Below are 19,569 nucleotides of genomic sequence, written 5' to 3' on the forward strand. Positions count from 1 at the left end.
ATTTTTTATACATAGCTCTGCGTATCTCTATTTCTTCCAAACTTGTAGGTTGCAATCAGCGATAAGGCCAAGGCAAAAGCCAGTAGAATCGCCACATTCAACATAATGTCGGTCAACGCGCTTCCTTGCTGAAGCTTGCCGAACGTATCGAGCAGCCAATACTGCGGCAGGAAATCGGCGATTCGCTGAATCGCTTCGGGCATCACGGTAAGCGGGAATACACACCCCGCCAGCAGCGAAGTCGGCATGATCACCATCGTCTGGATTCCGTTCGCCATCATGGTGCTGTCCGAGAACGCGACAATGACCTGCGATAAACTGACCGCGACCAGAGCGAACAGCGACAGAATCAAGAACATCTGCCAGAGCGGAAGGCCAGGCTCGATATGAAAGAACCGGGTCATGACAAACAAGGTGGCCGCAATCTGGATCATCATCAGAACGATGTTCACGATGGCATTCGAGAAGACGTAACTGCGGGCCGTAATAGGCGACGATAAGAGTCTATAGTACGTACGGTTCTCTCGATCCCGGATCGTTAATGCCGATAGATTCACGGCGGAGAATAACATGAACACAACCAAGTAACCAATCGTCCGGTTGGTCATATCATGATTGACCGATTGATCCGCAACCGTAGTCGTGGACAATTGAAACGTTGAACTCCGATAACCGCTGTATAATTCGTTAAATGCGGAGGCATCGCCACCCGCCATAACCCCCATGGAGGAGATATTCCGGATGTACGCGTTCAGATACGATTTGACATACCCCGTAACCTGAGCTCCCTTAATCGACTCGATCCGGACCGGCTCGGGTGCCCCCCGAATTACGCTCTGCGCAAACCCCTCGGGGAAAATCAGCACCGCATCCAGTTCACCCGACACAACCAAGTCATCCGCTTCCGATTCCCTAATGACTGATGCCTCGGTATGCTCCAAATGAGCAACAAAATCGATCGTATCTTGCGTGACCTTCTGTTCGATATCGTGATTCACGATGCCAATGTTAACCGAAGTCTCTCCAGAACCCTTGTAGATTAAGGTGGATAGCAGAATGCCGACAATAGGAAGCGCGATAACGAGCAGCAGATTTTTATAATCCTTCAACGAGGTCAATATCGTCTTTCGAATGAGCCAGAGCATATCCTTCATCATTACAGCCCTTCCCTTCTTCGCATCGAAATCATGGCTACCGCCAATAGCAGGACGGAAAATCCCACGTTCAGCATCATCGCATGCACGGCTGCAGTCCCATCGCCTGAATAGATAATTTGCAGCAGAGCTTCATTAGACCAATGCAGGGGAGAATACATTGCGGCCTCCCTCATGAATCCCGTTGTGCTTGCAACCGGCGTATATCCTCCGCCAAAGAACGCAGCCAGTTGAATAATGACCATGATGACAGCTCCGGCTGCATTTCCCTTCAGCACGTAGCTGATGCCGAGCCCGAGGCTGAGCGCAAACAGGATCTCGGTGAACAACACCAGGAATACCATGATGGGGCTCTCCCCCCAATAGGCATTGAACATATATTTGCTGATCAGCACAACGATGATGACAAATACGGCATTGATTGCGAGCGTGCCCATTATTTTTCCGGCAAAAATCTCGGCTTTCGTCACCGGTGAGGCCAATAGGCGCTGCGCGGTGTTTCGCTTTCGCTCACTATCGATGAGTCCGCCTGCCGTCAAGGCGCTGTACAGGATGATCATCGTGGTGACCGCAATCGAAAAATAATCAAGCGAACCCGGCTGCCTCGCTCCCTGAATGGAAGACTCCAGCACATAGCTCCCTCCATCATCAACAAGCAGCTTGCTCTCATATCCCGGATCGATCTTCGCGGCTTCGGCTGACAGCCGGTACCGGTCGGTAAATGCGGACAGCATCCCCTGTACAATCCCGTTCTCCATACTGTTGCGGCTGTTTCCATCATAACGGATACCTTGGCCGTCCATTTCCACGTAACCGGTGTACCGGTTGTTTTTCACTTCCTGCCCTCCGTCCATGCCTTCCTTGACTTGCTCAAAGACCATGCCCGATGAGCGCTCCGCCTCCTGCATGAAAACCTGCCATTGCTCCGTAAGCGCTGGTTCTGCACCGTCGTTCTGGTATAACACCCGGATGTCTCCAATCGTGGTACTGCCGTTAAAAGCATTCGAAAGCGCTGTCCCTAGGATCAAAATGAGCAGCACCGGGGTTGCCAGCATAAACACCAGCATCCGCGGCTCCCGGACGATCTTCATCTCCTTCAGCGCGATTCTCAGTACGTTCATGTATTTCCACCTCCCTCTTCCATGGTCCGCTAATCCCGAAGGCTTCGGCCGGTCAACGTCAGGAACACCGTTTCCAAATTCGGCTCGGACGCTTGAACGGAACGAATTTCAATGCCTTGCGCCATGAATACCTGAATGATTTTATTCAGGTTATTGACCCCTGCGTCGGAGCTGATGTGCACGGTATTCTCCTTCACTTCAACCGATTTGACGCCCGCGATCTCTTTCAGCTTGCTCGCTTCAAGATGGGCGGCCGTTTGCACTTCGATCCCGATATCCTTCTGGTCCGTAATAATGGCCTTCAGCTGTGCCTTTGTGCCCTCCGCTATGATCTTGCCGTGGTCGATAATGGCAATCCGGGTGCAGAGCTCCTCCACTTCCTCCATATAATGGCTCGTGTACAGGATCGTGCTGCCCATCTCATTCAGCTTCCTGACCGAGTTCAGAATATAGTTCCTCGATTGGGGATCGATGCCGACGGTCGGCTCATCCATGATGATCAGCTTCGGTCTGTGGGCAATCGCGCAAGCGATATTCAGTCGTCTCTTCATGCCTCCGGAGAAGCTCTTCGGGTACATCTTATGTTTGTCACTAAGTCCGACGAAGGCAAGCGCCTCTTCGGCCCTGCTCCTAAGCTCCGATCCTCTCATTCCATACAATCCGGCAAAAAAATGAACATTCTCATAGGCGGTCAAATCCTCATATATCGCGACCTCTTGCGGAACCATGCCGATCTGCTGCTTCGCGAACTTTCTGTGCTTCATCAGATTCTTGCCCAGGACATGAACCTCTCCCTTGGTCATGGGCATGAGCGACGATATGATATTAATGGTTGTGCTCTTGCCTGCTCCGTTCGCGCCCAGGAAGCCGAAGATCTCGCCTTCCCGTATGTTCAACGACAACTGATCTACCGCTATGAAATCCCCAAACTTCTTCGTAAGACCTTTGATCTCCAGCACGTTCATACGTTTTTCGCCTCCATATTCCATCCACGCTTCAACCGGTGGACTTGATCTGCATTTATCGTACGAAAAAAGGATGCCCTTGCGATAGTGCACAAGTTCATCCTTATCCATGAGAATCTTCATGTTGTTGACGATCCAAATCTTCACCCTTGTGGGGAATGTCATTTTGACCCGATATCTCTAATCCGCCAAATGCACTTACCGGTTTTAGCTATAAGGTATTAAAGTGGTCACCGAGAAGCCGTCGGAGCCATCCACGATCACGGTACCATTCACGACCGCGGCGCGCTCCTCCATGCCTATGATCCCAAGACCCTTGATGACCTTCTGCATGCCCTTGCCGTTGTCGCTGACCTTGGCCTTGATCATGGTGCCCAGAACTTCGATATGTAACGAGACTGCCGTTGCATTCGCATACTTCATCGTATTGGTTAACGCTTCCTGGGTGTTATCCTGAATGATTTTCCACTGAAGCGGTGTAATCACATCCATATTGCCCTCATGCGTTAATACGGTCTTGATCGGGTGCTGGGTGGAGAACTCCTCTAGGAATAAACGCATTCGGTTGATGCCGAGCTGCTCCGTAGGAGGCTTTACGTTCTTCAAAACCAGCCTGATGCTCTCAATGCCTTCTTTGGAGATGGATATGGCATTCTGCAGCAGCTCGGCGGACTTGTCCGGATTCGTTGTCATCAAGCGCTTGGCCGCCTCCATCTGAATCAATGCTCCCGTCATGGAATGCCCGATCTTGTCATGAATTTCCTGGGACAGCCGATTTCGCTCTTCCAGCTTGAACATATATTCAAACTGCCGGCTGTACTCATTATTTTCGCTCAGCCGCTGGGTCAACCGATCCAGTTCACGATGCATCTGCTCGTTCTGCTCCTGATAGGATGTGACTCGGCTTATAAAAGCTCTCAGCATGGTGAGATAAATATAGGATAGAACGGATATAAAGAAATAGGTCAAGCCAAGCTCGTAAGGCACTATAAACGCTGGAACCAGCAGGAGAATCAGGATCATCCAGCTCCTGCGAAGATATAAAGACAACAGCTCATACAGATTCGCGGGAAGCAGCATGAAGAACAGCGGATGAATGTAGAATGAGGACGCCACGACAACAAGAATAGCCAGTACCATGAAGTATGGCTGTGTATTGCGACTCTTGAAAATATAGACGGATACATTCACGGACAGGTAGAGAAGCATGACCAGTATATACCATGACGTTATCGCAAGATCAGAGGCATACGACTGGCTGATCACATACAGGAACAGCATGCTTTTGAAACCGATGACCCACAGTTCGGCATAATTTCGGCGTTCGCTCACTTATTCACTTCCCCCGTCAGATAAAAAATCGCAATCTGGGTTCGATGCTCAAGACCTGTCTTGCTGAGAACTGAAGTGATGTGATTGGCAATCGTGCCTTCGGAAATAAACAGCTTCTTCGAAATTTCCTTGTTGGCCAGCCCTTTGGCGATGAGCGCCATAATGTCCAGTTCCCTTTCGGTGAATAGACTCCGGTCGAACTTGTCTGCCTTATCTTCCTTTTCAGGCTTTCCGGGAGAGAGCCCGGATTTGATTTTATCCAGCACGACGTCCTGCAGCACATGATGGCCGTGGTACACCGTTTTGATTGCATCGCGAATCCGTTCCGGGTCGTTATTCTTTAGCAGATAACCCTTGGCGCCGTTCAGGATCGCATCGGTAATATATTCATCGTCGTCGAAGGTCGTTAAGATCAGCGTCTTGGTCTTGGTACGCTCCGTGAGCTGCTTCGCGGCCTCAACACCGTTCAGATTCGGCATCCGGACGTCCATCAGCGCCACATCCACTTCATGCGCTTCGCAATAGGCCACCGCTTCCTGGCCGTCTTCAACGGTCGCCACGACGTCGAACTCATCAAACGTAGTCAGAATGATTTTCATACCTTCCCTGATAAACGAATTATCGTCCGCTATGATCACTTTAATCTTCAACTTACGCTCACACTCCCTTATTCAGGATTATACAGGCCGTCATCTTGAAGAACGATAGTATTTTTATTCACCTAATACAAGGGGGACCGTCACGGTGCCAACGCACTGCTGCCATGTTCCCGGCTAACATGGACCAAGCTGCTTGAGCGTAGCAAAAAAAGCAGTGCGGGTAAACCCACACTGCCCATTCGCCAGCCTATTCTATTAGTGCGTGTTCAAAAAGTCGGATTTTCAGCACCGAGAAGGTTGGATGAAGTTAGGGACTGAGGAGCGGAGCGTACGTTTTGGGTACGTGAGCACCGGAAGGCCCGACTGAATTCAAGATTCGATGCCGAGTTCCTTCTTGACTCCCTTCGTGTTAGATATAGGATTTATAAGTTATCAACGGAGTTGATGAAATTCTATATCGCAAGAAAACCTACTTCCGAATCGCGGTCGCTCAGCTCTGAATTTGCCTCGATTGGTTTTCTTATCAAAAGACTACATTTTGAACAACCTCTATTAAGAAGCGGTCATCGACTTTCTTTTGTCGGAAAGGCTCCCCTTCTTCAGCACCGAGGCAAGCAGCAGAACAAGGAAACCTCCGGCGATAGACCATAGTACGGCAGCATTCGCAGAAGATGCGGAAACGCCGTCAAAATACATTACATCTCTTAGAGCCGAAGCAGCAAAGCGGAGCGGCGTCCACGAGTACAGCCAATCCTGTGTTGACTGCGGCAGAAACTCCGGCGCCATATTAAGAAGCGGCATCGAGAAGAACATCAGGAGCACCAAGATGCCCATAGCCGGGATTCCCATCCAGTTGAGCAGGGTCGACTGAAGGAGGAAAAAAGCAGAACCTGCCAGCCACAGCATCAGCCAAACGCGGCCCCCGTTGGTAAACTCCATGCCATACCAGGAGGATGCCATCCATACCAGGAAACCGGAAGCCAGACCCGCCAGCAGCAAACCGGCAGCGCCTTGCAGCACAATCGAGGTTCCCCTGCCGCTGCCGTCAGCTACGGCTTTCTGCAGCGCCTGGAACATGAACACGCTAATGATCAGACATCCAATCCATAAAATCTGCACCAGCATGCCCGGCGCATTGCCGCTTGCGTGATTAATCCCGACAGGATGTACAACCTCCTCCTGAACCTCAAACGGGGTAAGGAGAGCCTGTGCGGTTGTTACAGGCAGCATATCCGTCTGCGTGCTGATCATCGTCAATGCCTGGTTGGAGAGCTGCCCTCCCGCCATCTTCATCGCTTGCCCGAGCATCTGTTTCACCGCTGTGGATGCCTGCGTGCTCATCCCCTCGTTCACCAGCACCTGCACCACAGCCGGCTTGGGATCAGGCGATTGCAGCGACAAGATGCTCGCGCTTAAGTCCTCAGGCAGCACAAGGGCCCCATAATACTTCTGGCTGTCGAGCCCTTCCCGTGCCTCCGCTTCCGAATTCACGATTCTCCACTGAATGGGCAGCTGTGAGTTGCCCTGCAGCATCCCCTTCATCATATCGCCAACAGCAAGGGGTTCGCCGTTCGGTAACTCTGCCGGCTGATCCAAGACGACCAATGCAACGGGCAGCGACTTCGGCTTCGCTCCCGCGATCGATCCCATCATGGCCACGCCGAAGACCGACAGGGCCAGAATGACAACCAATGCGCCGATCCACAGCATGTTTTGTTTTAAGAAACCCATATCTACCACTCCTCGTCATTAATGAACATACTGTTGATTAAAGATCACAGCGTTAATTATAATGAAGAGAGATTTTTGTTCAATCATCAGCTTTCGGCGGAGTGTTCATTACTCATCAGTGTTCAAGCATTCTGTTGATTAAGTGTTCAAAATTGTACTGGAGGGGAATTCCTTGATCAAAAAGACGGATCGCCGGCAAATTCGGACGAATCAGCTGTTGCGGCAGACCTTGTTTGAGCTCATGGACGAAAAAAGCATAAATGCGATTACCGTCACCGATATCGCCAATCGCGCCAATATCAACCGAGGTACCTTCTATCTGCATTATCGGGATGTGCCGGATATGCTGGATAAGCTCAAAGAAGAGGTGCTCCAGAAGATTAAGGACATCGTCGTTCATATTGACCCCAGGGATTCCAGAGACTATGCGGAAAAGGGCGAGCCTTATCCGGCGTCAGAACGAATATTCGAGGAGCTCATCCGTCATGCCGCCTTCTTCCGTGCCGTTGTCGGCCCGAACGGGGACATATCCTTCGTGCGACAATTCAGGGAATTCATGAAGGAGCATATGTTTGCTAAGCATGCGTTCAGAAAGCCCGTAGCAGAGAATCAAATCATTCCGAGCGATTACCTGATTGCGTATATGACCTCCGCCAATATCGGCCTGGTCATACATTGGATCGAGTCCGGCATGAATAAGTCCGCAAGAGAAATGGCGATCATGATGACCCAGCTGATCAACTACGGCCCGTTGATTACTTCAGGCATCATCCCAAAACAGTAAGGTAATGCAAAAAAAGAGAAGCGGGGAATTCCCTCGCTTCTCTTCTATGCTTAATGGCATATAGGCGCTTTGCCTGCTTCGCTAATTGATCAATTGCTTTACTAATTCGCGGTTTCGCTCCTTGAATACCTCGTTATGCGAGGAGACCATCGCGTACTTTTTGGCATCCGGCTCAATGAACTGCTTCGCGCTGTTCACCGCGTTCGCGGCATCCTGGAAGGCGCCAGCAATCAGGTGCAGCTTCCCGTCAAAATGCAGGATGTCGCCCGCGGCATACAACCCCGGTATGGAAGAGTTGCAGCTTGCGTTGCCCGCGATATAGTAATCATCTACCCGATGAATATCGAGCTTGCTGTTCTCCAAGAGCGACATATCCCGTTCATAGCCATGGTTAATGATCACTTCGTCTACGGCCAGATAGGAAACTTCACCCGTCTCATTATTGGTCAATTCCACCCGCTCGATCACCTCATGATTATCCGAAGCAATAAGCTTCGTGATCGATGTATTGAGGTGGCAAGTGGCCTTGCTGTTCATCAACTGATCGACTTGGGCTTCATGGCCTGACAATTCGCCTTTTCGATAGGCCAGGTACACCTTCTTCGCCACAGGCTCCAGCTCGTTCGCCCAATCCACGGCCGAGTTTCCTCCGCCGGACACAATCACCGTTTTGCCCTTGAAATGCTGCAGGGACTTCACCGTGTAGTTCAGGTTCGACACCTCAAACCGCTCGGCTCCTTCAATATCCAGCTTCTGCGGATTCAGGATGCCTCCGCCGACCGCCACGATGACCGTTTTGGACAGATGCACGCCGGAATTCGCCGTATGTAATTCGAACAGCCCTTCCTCATTGCGGGCGATCGATTCAACCTTCTCGTTTAACAGCACTTCGGGATTAAACGTCAGGCCTTGCTGAACCATCTGCTCGATCAGCTTCGCGCCCGGAACGGGTGTCAGTCCGCCGACGTCCCATATCATTTTTTCCGGATAAACGTGAACCTTCCCGCCAAGCATGGGTTGATATTCTATAATCTTGGTTTTCATGCCGCGCAGTCCACTATAAAAAGCAGAATATAATCCTGCTGGTCCTCCACCAATAACCGTTACATCAAATATCTCTTTCCCACTCATGCATTTCACTCCCGGTCTATAGATTAAAAGGCTGTTTGCGATCACCTTGTAACGTAAATGATTATCATTATCAATTAGTATACGTTGCCTTTCACCGTTTTACAATCAATCATTTAGAAAAAATTCATATTGTCACAATTTCGCCTATATATAGGCATGTAATACTCTGCCAATCTATATATGGATATGATTCAGATGAAACATGAATATTATTTAAAATTTCCATTAAGATATTTATTGACAACAACGCGGCCCCACATTATATTTATGGATGAAATTGAGAATCATTATCGTTTGATAGCTAACTACTCTGGAGGTGAAATGATGATTCGCCTAAGTACAGATCGAATAAGCGTCGGTTACGGCGAGAATCTGATATTGAATCGTCTTAACGTAGATATTCCCGATAAAAGAATCACAACCATCATTGGGCCGAACGGCTGCGGCAAATCCACTCTTTTGAAGGCTGTTACCCGCATTATTCCTTACCAGTCCGGTGCTGCCATTCTGGATGGAGAAGAAATCGCCAAGATGAACACCAAGCTGCTGGCGAAAAAGCTGGCCATTCTGCCCCAAACTCCGGAAGGACCGGGCGGTTTAACGGTTGGCGAGCTTGTCTCCTATGGCCGATATCCTCATCAACGCGGTTTTGGCCGCTTGACCAAGCAGGATATGGAAGTGATTGACTGGGCGCTGGAGGTTACCGGGACCCAGGAGTACAAATATCGCTCGGTGGATGCTCTATCCGGGGGACAAAGACAGCGGGTGTGGATTGCGATGGCCCTTGCTCAGGAGACCGAAATGATCTTCCTCGACGAACCGACAACGTATCTGGACATGGCGCATCAGCTTGAGATCCTGGAACTGCTGGAGAGACTTAACATCGAGCAGGAGCGTACCATTGTTATGGTCCTGCATGATTTAAACCAAGCCGCCAGATTCGCTGATTACATTATCGCGATGAAGGATGGCGATATCATTCAGGCCGGAGATCCGGAAGCCGTCATTTCACACGACGTATTAAAGAAAGTATTCCATATCGACGCCGAGATCGGCCGCGATCCGCGCACCGCAAAACCGATCTGTATCACATACAATTTATTAAAAGGGGAAAAAGAGGATGTACTCAAAACGGAGCAAAACGACAACTACGAAGAAACTACTCATCCCGTTTATAGCGCTGCTGCTCATTCTTAGCGCTTGCAGCAGTAAGCCTGCGGAGACAAGCAGCAATCATACAGGAACGACCGAAACACCGAAAACGGAACAAAGCGAAACTCCATCCGGGACCATTACATATGAGTCCGAGAACGGCCCCGTCGAAGTACCTGCCAATCCGCAGCGCGTGGTTGTGCTGTCCTCCTACGTAGGCGACCTGCTTGCACTCGGCGTCAACATGGTGGGCGTTGATTCCTGGTCCAAGGCAAATCCCGCATTTGCGGACAAAATCAAGGATGCCGAAGAAGTCACGGATGAAAGCCTGGAGAAAATCATCGAGCTGGACCCCGACCTCATCATCGGCCTGTCCACTATCAAGAACGTGGATAAGCTGAAAGAGATTGCCCCAACCGTGACCTTCACCTACGGAAAAGTCGATTATTTGACGCAGCATCTTGAAATCGGCAAGCTTGTGAACAAAGAAAAAGAAGCCCAAGCCTGGATCGATGATTTCAAGCAACGGGCTCAAAAAGCCGGTGAGGACATCCGTGCCAAAATTGGAGAAGACGCCACCGTATCCGTTATCGAGAGCTTTGATAAGCAGCTTTATGTATACGGCGATAACTGGGGCCGCGGTACTGAAATCCTGTATCAGGAAATGAAGCTGAACATGCCGGAAAAAGTGAAAGAAATGGCACTCAAGGACGGTTACTATGCCCTTTCCGCGGAAGTGCTGCCGGAGTATGCCGGCGACTATGTTATTCTGAGCAAATTTGCCGATGCCGATACGTCCTTCCAGCAAACCGAGACGTATAAGCAAATCCCGGCGGTGAAGAATGGCCGCGTATACGAAGCAGACGGAAACCGGATTTATTTTAATGATGCCACCACGCTGGAGTACCAACTGGAGTTCATTACGGAACACTTTTTGGGCAACTAGCATATAGGCTGTACTTGCTCAGACTTATGTAGATTGAATATTCCAACTTTAAGATGAAAAGATGATTCCATGACAATGCCTACGAAACGATCCATTCCTATTTCCATCAAATTGATTGCAGGCATCATCGTATTTATAGGCATGTTTGTTGTTGCGATGGTGTTCGGCGCAGCTGAAACCAGCATCAAGGATGTATGGTTTGCCCTTACCACCTCGATGGAGGGCGAGAAATTATCCCTCCTTCGCGAAATCCGGCTGCCCCGTGAGGTTGCCGCCATTCTGGTCGGAGCCGCGCTTGCAGTCTCCGGCGCCATCATGCAGGGCATTACCCGCAATCCGCTGGCGGATCCCGGCCTGCTCGGTCTTACCAGCGGGGCGAATGCGGCGCTTGCCTTCACGCTGGCTTTCATGCCGGCTGCCAATTATTTTGGCATTATGGTGGCCTGCTTCATCGGAGCAGCGATCGGTGCCGTGATGGTCTTCGGTATCGGAGCCATGCGAGAAGGCGGCTTCTCTCCCTTGCAGATGGTGCTGGCTGGCTCAGCCGTATCCGCATTCCTGTACGCCATCGCTGAAGGAATCGGCATTTATTTTAAAATATCCAAGGATGTGTCCATGTGGACGGCAGGCGGTGTGATCGGCACATCATGGGGACAGCTGCAGACGATATTTCCGTTTATTCTCATTGGAATTATTATTGCCATCGTGTTATCAAGACAGCTGACCATCCTTAGCCTAAGTGAAGAGGTCGCCGTCGGTTTGGGACAGAACATTGCCGCTATCAAAGGCATCCTGTTTGTCGTGATTGTCCTCCTGGCTGGAACCTCTGTGGCCTTGGTGGGAAATCTGGCCTTCCTCGGCCTGATGATTCCCCATATCGTACGCGGGATCGTTGGAACCGACTACCGCCATGTCATTCCGATGTCCGCCCTCGTCGGAGCCATCTTCATGCTGTTTGCCGACACGGTTGGACGAACGCTGCATGCTCCTTACGAAACACCCGTAGCCGCTCTGATCGCCATCATGGGATTGCCCTTCTTCCTGTTTATCGTACGCAAAGGAGGGCGGGGACTGTCATGATTCATCCATCGTTAATAAGAAAACAACGCATTACATTTCTGGTCTTGTTGATCCTTACAGTAGTTACTATCCTCGTTGGTCTGGGTCTCGGTTATTCATCCGTTAGCTATGACCGGATTATTCCAACCCTGCTGGGGCAAGGCAGCTTCAAGGAGAAATTCATTATTTTTGATGTGCGCCTGCCGCGCATGCTTATTACTTTGCTGGCCGGAATGGCGCTTGCCTTACCGGGTGCCATTCTGCAGAGCATTACCCGAAATGATCTTGCGGATCCCGGTATTATCGGCATTAACTCGGGGGCCGGGGTCGGCGTAGCCGTATTTTTCCTGTTCTTCCCGATCGAAGCCGGCTCCTTTATTTACATGCTGCCCTTGGCGGCATTTATCGGAGCTGTGCTAACGGCCGTGGGCATCTACCTGTTCTCTTTCCGAAAAGGCGAAGGCTTACAGCCCGTTAAATTGGTGCTTACCGGTGTCGGGTTCTCCATGGCACTCTCGGGTGTCATGATTGTGCTCACGTCGTCTGCCGAGCGGACCAAGGTCGATTTTATCGCCAAGTGGCTGGCGGGCGGGATATGGGGAACTGATTGGCCCTTCATTGTGGCGCTGCTGCCCTGGCTGATCATCCTGATTCCGTTCACCCTATACAAAGCGCAGCGCATGAATCTGCTGGGATTAAGCGATCCCGTGGGCATCGGCGTCGGCGTATCTATTGAGAAGGAGCGCATCGTGCTGCTTCTGGCTGCCGTAGCGCTTGCAGCATCCGCGGTATCCGTTACGGGCGGGATTACATTCATTGGACTCATGGGCCCACACATTGCTAAAGCGCTGGTCGGCCCGCGGAATCAGATGTACATTCCGATTGCCGTATTGATCGGGGGCTGGCTGCTGCTGCTCGCGGACACGATCGGACGCAACATCGTGGATCCCGACGGCATCGCCGCAGGCATTATGGTCGCCATCATCGGCGCGCCGTATTTTGTATATTTGCTTCTGAAGAAAAAATAACCGTTATTCTTTTTTAACTGAATGCCTAAGCCCCTATTGCACTCTTTCAGGTGTAAAAGGGGCTTTTTTGTATACGGTGAATCGCTTTATTTCATACATCGAGTTCATGAAGTCCGGATCCTTCAAGAAACGAATCCTCCTTCAGTTCGACATATACCTCTTTGTGATCCTAACCATCCTATGTTTCAATTGGATTCACGGCTTATTCAGATCTCTTACATTGCCATCGTGGTATGCCTATTACCTGCACATATCTTTCCTATGCTTATACTGGTTCGGCTATGGTTGCCGTCTTTTCCGAGCGTATCTCCTTACAAAATAAAGAGGGCACCGCATGGATGCCCTCTTTATCGAACAGGGAGTAAAAAACCTCGTTCGGCTAAGCGTCAGCCCTTTACTTCTTCCCCCGGTTGGCCGCCTCCTCCAGACGGCGGAACCGTTTCAGATCAGCCTTCCGAATCGGAATCGGCTCGCGGCTCAGCAGCTTCACCACGGCAATGACCAACAGCAGCAGCAGCACCGTAAACGGCAATGCCGCAATCAATGAAGCCGTCTGTAAGGCTTCCAGCCCGCCCGCATACAGCAGTACACCTGCTATCGCTGCCATGAGCGTGCCCCACACGATTTTTGCAATGTGCGGAGGGTTCAGGCTGCCATAGGTGGTCATGCTGGATAAGATGTAAGTTGCTGAGTCCGCTGATGTTACCAGGAACGTCAGAATGAGTAAGATCGCCAGCACATTCATGACCATGGAGAAGGGTAATTGGTTAAAGAGCTGAAACAGAGCAGATGTCACATCTGCATTAACGGCTGCAGCAATCCCGGTGCTCTCGTGCAGATCAAACCAGATCGCCGTCCCGCCGAATACCGCGATCCATAGACAGGCAATGACCGGCGGCACAACCATCACGCCCACAATGAATTCACGAATCGTTCTTCCCTTGGACACCCTCGCCACGAAAGCTCCCACATACGGAGACCAAGCAATCGCCCAGGCCCAGTAAAAGATCGTCCATTCTCGTACCCACGTGCCTTCAGCGTAGGGTTGAAGCCGCAGGCTGTACGATACGAAATTCGTAATGTAATCGCCTAGCGCCAATGTAAAGGTCTCCAAGATGAAAACGGTGGGACCACTAACAAACACAAACAATAAAAAAATGAGCGCCAACGCGAGGTTCAGGTTGCTTAAGTATTTAATCCCTTTATCCAATCCCGTTGTGGATGAGATCATATAAGCGACAAAAATAAGCCCCAGCATCATTAACTGCAACCCGACACCATTGTTCACTCCCATAATCGTGTTCAAACCACCGCTCATCTGCAGGACGCCAAGTCCAATGGAAGTCGCGATGCCCATGACCGTTGCAATCACCGCAAGGATATCAATTGTATTCTTCACTGCGGGCTTCGAGCCGGTGACAGGCTCCAGCGCTGTCGACACCAGCCCATCCTTCTGCTTACGGTACTGAAGAAACGCGATCACAAGTCCGACAAGGGCAAACACCGACCACTGACTAATCCCCCAATGAAAAAAAGAATAGCCCATAGCCACACGCGCCGCGTCCACACCTTGTGCTTCGACGCCTCCGAACGGCGTCTTAAAAAAATGGCTCATGGGTTCAGCCACGCCCCAAAACACCAGCCCTACACCAAACCCCGCAGAGAACAGCATTCCAATCCAGGTGAAGAACGGATACTCGGGCTTCTCCTTATCTCCGCCAAGGCGAATCGTTCCGTACTTACTGGCTGCCACCCAGATCAAAAAGATAATAATCACAAAGATCGAGAGCAGATAGAACCAGCCGAACGTATTCGTCGTAAATCTGTACAAATACCCTGCCACTTCACCAAATGCTCCAGGCATAGCAGCCCCTAGAATAGCAAGAATGGCAATGATAACGGCCGAAACCGTAAACACGATATTCTTCAATAAACTCCCTTTCATATGCTCCACCTCAGGCTATTAAGTCATCCATTCCTATACAGTATTTGTATTTAAACCAGAATTGATGTACTTAATCGGTGAATGTGTGCAGTAATGGGTAGTACTTCGGAAGGAAGCGATCTTGATGCCTATTCGTTAGGGACCTGTTTCGTATCGATATACTGTTGTCCCAGAATGACCATTTGCTCGAGCACCGCTTTGAAATGGGTACCGAACTCCGTTATGGAGTATTCCACCTTGGGGGGGACCTCTTGATACACCGTCCGTTTCACGATGCCCCTCTCCTCTAACTCCCGCAATTGAACGGTAAGCACATGCCTTGATACTTCCGGTATTCTCCGATGCAGCTCACCAAAACGCAGCGTTTCCTGAAACAGTTCATACAGTACTCGAGGCTTCCACTTTCCACTAATCATGTGCAAGCCTACTTCAGCCGGGCACCCATACCGCTCATCCTGATATGGCATATGTATTGCTGAACCCCCTTTAAGTCATTGGTCATAAATAGATGACTAAGTCATAAAATTCTGCGTACTTATCACAGCTTTTATTTTCAGATAGGCTATTGCTATCATCATACAGAAAGAGGAGATTCAATGAAACCATCCATTCCCGCAAGCCGAGTCTGGAAGCCGGAGGAGATGAATGCCGCATTTGCTGATGCATATAACTCAGGGGACATCGATCAAGTGCTGGCGTTGTATGAACCGAACAGTATTCATGTCCACAGCAATGGAAGCTTGGAGATCGGAATTCATTCCTTCCGCCATACGCTGGAGGAACTGCTGCTGCTTCAAGGCAAGATGGTCTCCACCAATCTATACTGCATCCCTTTTGAAAATATCGCTATGCTGCGTGCCCATTTCATCTTGCATACCGTGGACCCGGATGGCCAATCTCTTGTGCTGCAAGGTTATACCTCCGAGATCGTGAGACAGCAGCCTGATGGAAGCTGGTTGTACATTGTGGACCATCCGTTTGGTTCAGATGTTATGGAATGAAGGTAATTATACAATTACCTTAGTAACCGGGCTGGTAATTCATCAAGGGATCACCAGCCATGTTATGCTATCTAGCTACAAACCAATTTTCTGGCTCAGGTGTTATGGTCACAAGCACTTGGCCAACTTGGCCTGGCTGCGGATCAACCGCAGGTTGTCCGGCAACAGGAGTTCCTCCCCCGTTACCACCGTTTCCGCCGTTGGCCCCACCTCCACCGCCAACGGTAACAATGCCTGTTACACCCATTGCATTCACTCCGCCCATACCACCATTCAGCTGGAGTGTCCCCGTAACTGTTGGAGAAACGGTTGATATAAGGTGGATAACACCACCACTTCCGCCTCCGCCGCCACCTTCGCCATCTCCGCCATTACCATCCCAACCGATAGCCCCGTTCCCTCCAGCCGCCGCAAGGGTTCCCGCAATGGTTATGCTATTCTTAGCAGCAATCAATATAAAGCCCCCAGCACCACCCCCGCTACCGACTATACCGCTACCCGCAGAGAGTGGGTTTACTCCATGATTTCCGTTAGCAGTAATCAGGGCCCCATTGGCAATTACGACTTGGCCCTGGGCAGCCAAAATCAAACTACCTCCGCCTTCTCCGCCACTGCCTAACAAAGTTCGGCTCCCAGCCCCACCGCCAGCTGCTGTTGGAATGACCTGTGCTGCTTGCAGTGATCCGAGTCCAATTCCGCCGTTATATGGTCCTGCAGCAGCAGCGGATATTCCCTCGTTTGGTGAGCCATTGCCAGAGTCTGCTGCACCGGGAAGAACCGTAACTACACCACTTATCACGAGATCCCCCGATGATTGGATCGTGATGCCGCTTGGAATGATAAGTGTCCCCGCAATTTCTACTCTGGAGAACTGCAGATTTGTTCCAGAAGGCAATGCTGCAAGAGAGCCTGGAACACTTAAATCCACAACCTGGCCACTGTTTATGAGCAATTCACCGGCTGAGCCATCCCCATAAACAGCAAGCGAACCATCTACCCCCTGCGGCCCAAGCGGCCCTTGTGGTCCTGCCGGACCAATCAAACCTACCGCTGCTTCCGATAAACCCTGAATCCCTTGAGGACCCTGAGGGCCAACAGGCCCTACGGGACCAATCGGTCCGACCGCTCCTGGCCTTCCCCGAAATCCCCGGAGACCACGTTGCCGGATTCCCCTTACCTTGGATTTCTTGCAGTGAAAATATCGTTTTGAATGATTACGGTTATGACTATATTTGCTTGGTAAGGGTGCACTTCTTGAATGAACAGGTTTAACTTTACATCTTAACAAGTGACCACTACCTCCCTCCGTCGTTCAACTCAGTGTATGCACTCAAGACCAGACAAGAGGTGGTCAGGTGACTAGCAAGCGGCCTATTTTACTTGTGGATGTTCTTCATGGAATCGGAGGGAATATCCCTTCTATAGCAATGCAGTAATTTAAAACAAGATAAGGCTGCATGTTATTATGCGGTTGATTTCCTCCAGTAGGAGCAATAGCGCCCGGGCTCATGAATGAATTAGTGACTTCGTGATACGTCAAGCTGTCAGAGAGCGCCCATGTTCGATCCACAGGTAACACACTATTAGCTGGATTGGCGCTTCCCATTGCTTGATGCGTATGGCTGGGAAGCTCCGCGTCCGTTAGGGTATGGAACTCCTCTCCACCATTCTCTCCTATCGGGAAGTCGGTGCCTCGATGAACAGCAACTCTCCCCCTTAAATCCGGGAGCGCAAAATGGGTCGTGCCGTATCCCCCCGTACGTTGTCCCCAGCAGAGAAAACAAGGCTGTATTCTGAGCAATCGGCAATAACTGCCCGTCACAAAACGCCCACCCATCGGGAGCAAAATTAAAAGCGAATAAGCGAATTTCACCTAAGAACGGATCTGCCATTATATGTTACCTCCTGTCCTCTCTGTCGAAGCGCTCCACTCCATGTGTACATAAACATCATCTCCCCCTCTTATCCGGAATCCTATGCGTTCATAGAATGTTATAGCTGGATTTGAGCGGATAACATGGAGACGGATGGACTTCGAGTCTGTCCTGGCCATATTCTGTAAATGAACCAGTACTGCCGTTCCTATACCCTGATTCCCAAATTCAGGCAAAATCGAGATGTCGACCAGGCGAATTTCGGCAGGTGTCTCATGTACAATGACTCGCCCAGCCTGTAGCTGGTTATTCATAAGAATCAGGTGCGATGCTTGAGGAAACTGCAGTGCATAGGAGCGCTGCTGGAGATCAAACTGCATGCGCAGAAACACCTCCATTTCCTGCTCTCCCCATCCCCAGGAGGAAACTTCTCTAAGGCGTGTGCTGCGGTACAGCTCATATAAAAACGCTGTATCCTCCTCGTTAGCATCAATCATATTGATCATGGGATTATACGATACCCGCCCCTGCCTAAAAGTCGATAACCCCTAGGTTATCGCGGTACTTCAGTTTATGCGGATAAAGAAAGTAAGGTACAATAATCCAGAATATGTCGTGCTCTGCCTGTCACACACCTTTACTACGGAACAAAAAAAAGCAACCCAGCTGTGTCTTAAACAGCCGAATTGCTTCTTCAGATTCATTGCATTATTCCTTCACGAATTCCTTCGTGCTGCGCACGGTATCGATTGGACGAACCATACTCTCAATCTGTTCGCGCTTTGGCTCCAGGAATGGAGGCAGGGACAATTTCTCGCCAAGAGTTTCATATGGCTCATCACCCATGAAGCCTGGACCGTCGGTTGCAAACTCAAACAGAATTTGGGGTGCAACTCGCGCATACAAGGACTGGAAGAAATAGCGGTCTACAAAGCCCGACGTATGGAATTGGAAGTCGTCAAGACGCTTGATCCAATGTTCCAGTACCGAGCGGTCCTCTACCCGAAAAGCCGCGTGGTGTACAGTGCCGAAGCCCTGCTGAGCTCTTGGAAGGACGGCGTTGTACTCGACAACCACCTGGGCGCCATTGCCACCTTCTCCAACCTCAAACAGATGAAGCGAACCTTCCTTGCCGATCTCCTTGAATTCGAGCACTTTCTCCATCATTTCCTTGAAATAATCGAAGTTGGACACCCGTACAAACACCGGGCCAAGTCCTGTAATCGCATGCTCCAACGGAATCGGTCCCTTCTGCCAAGGAGTTCCTGAAGCCACGCCCTCGTTGTTCTCATCGGAGATGAGCTGATACTGCTGATCGTCAAAATCAACAAAGGCGAGTGTTTTTTTGCCAAACAATTCTTGAATGCCTTGATGCTTTACATCCAGCCGGTCAAATCGCTTGACCCAATATTCGAGCGCTGCATCGTTAGGAACACGGAACGAGGTTTTGTAAATCTCGTCTGTACCGTGTCTGCCCTGCGGGATACCCGGAAAGTCGAAGAAGGTCATATCGGTCCCAGCACTGCCCTTGTCATCCGCAAAGAACAGGTGGTATGTCTGAATATCGTCCTGATTAACTGTTTTCTTCACAAGTCGCATACCGAGCACATAGGTGAAAAACTCGTAGTTCTTCTCGGCACTGCTCGTAATGGCTGTTACGTGGTGAATTCCTTTTAATCCGTTCATGGTTAAATTCCTCCGTCTCTTCTATTTAGAAAGTGTTTGCCCGACCTTCAAAAATTATTAT

Annotated in this window: 18 protein-coding genes and 1 pseudogene; 6 read left to right on the top strand and 13 right to left on the bottom strand. The window is 50.3% G+C overall.

Features of this window, described 5'->3' with window-relative positions:
• Window positions 1-5 precede the first annotated feature (5 nt).
• From ACPV3A_RS18015 to ACPV3A_RS18040, 6 genes are all read right to left on the bottom strand, one after another.
• Complete coding sequence (locus tag ACPV3A_RS18015) at window positions 6-1,157, bottom strand: ABC transporter permease (protein ID WP_426200490.1); 1,152 nt, start codon at window positions 1,155-1,157, stop codon at window positions 6-8.
• Window positions 1,157-2,275 (bottom strand): ABC transporter permease, encoded by a 1,119-nt coding sequence (locus ACPV3A_RS18020; RefSeq protein WP_426200491.1) that lies wholly within the window; start codon window positions 2,273-2,275, stop codon window positions 1,157-1,159. The genes ACPV3A_RS18015 and ACPV3A_RS18020 overlap by 1 nt, the downstream gene beginning before the upstream one ends.
• Window positions 2,276-2,304: 29 nt before the next feature.
• Entirely contained in the window at window positions 2,305-3,240 is a 936-nt protein-coding gene (locus tag ACPV3A_RS18025; RefSeq protein WP_426200556.1) for an ATP-binding cassette domain-containing protein, read from the bottom strand.
• Between the two features lie 207 nt (window positions 3,241-3,447).
• Window positions 3,448-4,521 (bottom strand): sensor histidine kinase, encoded by a 1,074-nt coding sequence (locus ACPV3A_RS18030; RefSeq protein WP_426200557.1) that lies wholly within the window; start codon window positions 4,519-4,521, stop codon window positions 3,448-3,450.
• A 47-nt stretch (window positions 4,522-4,568) separates the two neighbouring features.
• Entirely contained in the window at window positions 4,569-5,222 is a 654-nt protein-coding gene (locus ACPV3A_RS18035) for a response regulator (protein ID WP_071220520.1), read from the bottom strand.
• 501 nt (window positions 5,223-5,723) lie between these two features.
• Window positions 5,724-6,902, bottom strand: a complete 1,179-nt coding sequence (locus tag ACPV3A_RS18040) for a YhgE/Pip domain-containing protein (protein ID WP_426200492.1) — start codon at window positions 6,900-6,902, stop codon at window positions 5,724-5,726.
• A 172-nt stretch (window positions 6,903-7,074) separates the two neighbouring features.
• Here ACPV3A_RS18040 and ACPV3A_RS18045 point away from each other — a divergent pair, with 172 nt between their 5' ends.
• Complete coding sequence (locus ACPV3A_RS18045; RefSeq protein WP_339220568.1) at window positions 7,075-7,686, top strand: TetR/AcrR family transcriptional regulator; 612 nt, start codon at window positions 7,075-7,077, stop codon at window positions 7,684-7,686.
• Between the two features lie 81 nt (window positions 7,687-7,767).
• On the opposite strand, the gene ACPV3A_RS18050 is transcribed toward ACPV3A_RS18045, so the two are convergent.
• A complete protein-coding gene (locus tag ACPV3A_RS18050; protein WP_071220523.1) occupies window positions 7,768-8,817 on the bottom strand; it encodes an NAD(P)/FAD-dependent oxidoreductase in 1,050 nt (349 codons plus the stop codon).
• A 324-nt stretch (window positions 8,818-9,141) separates the two neighbouring features.
• Here ACPV3A_RS18050 and ACPV3A_RS18055 point away from each other — a divergent pair, with 324 nt between their 5' ends.
• The 4 genes from ACPV3A_RS18055 to ACPV3A_RS18070 all read left to right on the top strand — a co-directional run bounded on the left by ACPV3A_RS18055 (window position 9,142) and on the right by ACPV3A_RS18070 (window position 13,002).
• Window positions 9,142-10,014, top strand: a complete 873-nt coding sequence (locus tag ACPV3A_RS18055; protein ID WP_426200493.1) for an ABC transporter ATP-binding protein — start codon at window positions 9,142-9,144, stop codon at window positions 10,012-10,014.
• Window positions 9,938-10,915: an iron-hydroxamate ABC transporter substrate-binding protein gene (locus ACPV3A_RS18060; RefSeq protein WP_194540113.1), complete on the top strand. Its 978-nt coding sequence runs from the start codon at window positions 9,938-9,940 to the stop codon at window positions 10,913-10,915. The genes ACPV3A_RS18055 and ACPV3A_RS18060 overlap by 77 nt, the downstream gene beginning before the upstream one ends.
• Before the next feature lie 69 nt (window positions 10,916-10,984).
• A complete protein-coding gene (locus ACPV3A_RS18065; RefSeq protein ID WP_426200494.1) occupies window positions 10,985-11,995 on the top strand; it encodes a FecCD family ABC transporter permease in 1,011 nt (336 codons plus the stop codon).
• On the top strand, window positions 11,992-13,002 hold the full coding sequence (locus ACPV3A_RS18070; RefSeq protein WP_426200495.1) for a FecCD family ABC transporter permease: 1,011 nt from the start codon (window positions 11,992-11,994) through the stop codon (window positions 13,000-13,002). Before ACPV3A_RS18065 ends, ACPV3A_RS18070 begins: the two co-directional genes overlap by 4 nt.
• Window positions 13,003-13,396: 394 nt before the next feature.
• Here ACPV3A_RS18070 and ACPV3A_RS18075 read toward each other — a convergent pair whose 3' ends face one another.
• Window positions 13,397-14,947, bottom strand: a complete 1,551-nt coding sequence (locus tag ACPV3A_RS18075) for a BCCT family transporter (protein WP_194540115.1) — start codon at window positions 14,945-14,947, stop codon at window positions 13,397-13,399.
• Window positions 14,948-15,075: 128 nt separating this feature from the next.
• On the bottom strand, window positions 15,076-15,414 hold the full coding sequence (locus ACPV3A_RS18080; protein WP_426200496.1) for a winged helix-turn-helix transcriptional regulator: 339 nt from the start codon (window positions 15,412-15,414) through the stop codon (window positions 15,076-15,078).
• A gap of 129 nt (window positions 15,415-15,543) precedes the next feature.
• On the opposite strand from ACPV3A_RS18080, the gene ACPV3A_RS18085 reads away from it, so the two are divergent.
• Window positions 15,544-15,948, top strand: a complete 405-nt coding sequence (locus tag ACPV3A_RS18085) for a YybH family protein (protein WP_426200497.1) — start codon at window positions 15,544-15,546, stop codon at window positions 15,946-15,948.
• 67 nt (window positions 15,949-16,015) lie between these two features.
• Here ACPV3A_RS18085 and ACPV3A_RS18090 read toward each other — a convergent pair whose 3' ends face one another.
• The 4 genes and pseudogenes from ACPV3A_RS18090 to ACPV3A_RS18105 all read right to left on the bottom strand — a co-directional run bounded on the left by ACPV3A_RS18090 (window position 16,016) and on the right by ACPV3A_RS18105 (window position 19,508).
• Window positions 16,016-17,236, bottom strand: a complete 1,221-nt coding sequence (locus ACPV3A_RS18090; RefSeq protein WP_339295139.1) for a hypothetical protein — start codon at window positions 17,234-17,236, stop codon at window positions 16,016-16,018.
• Window positions 17,237-17,341: 105 nt separating this feature from the next.
• Window positions 17,342-17,840 (bottom strand): annotated as a pseudogene (locus tag ACPV3A_RS18095) (phage tail protein).
• Entirely contained in the window at window positions 17,840-18,328 is a 489-nt protein-coding gene (locus ACPV3A_RS18100; RefSeq protein ID WP_426200498.1) for a GNAT family N-acetyltransferase, read from the bottom strand. The pseudogene ACPV3A_RS18095 and the gene ACPV3A_RS18100 overlap by 1 nt, the downstream one beginning before the upstream one ends.
• A gap of 202 nt (window positions 18,329-18,530) precedes the next feature.
• The gene (locus tag ACPV3A_RS18105; protein WP_071220534.1) at window positions 18,531-19,508 is read right to left on the bottom strand and encodes a ring-cleaving dioxygenase; all 978 of its coding nucleotides are present in this window, start codon (window positions 19,506-19,508) and stop codon (window positions 18,531-18,533) included.
• Window positions 19,509-19,569 lie beyond the last annotated feature (61 nt).

The organism is Paenibacillus sp. Dod16 (assembly GCF_049893405.1).
GTDB lineage: Bacteria > Bacillota > Bacilli > Paenibacillales > Paenibacillaceae > Paenibacillus_AQ.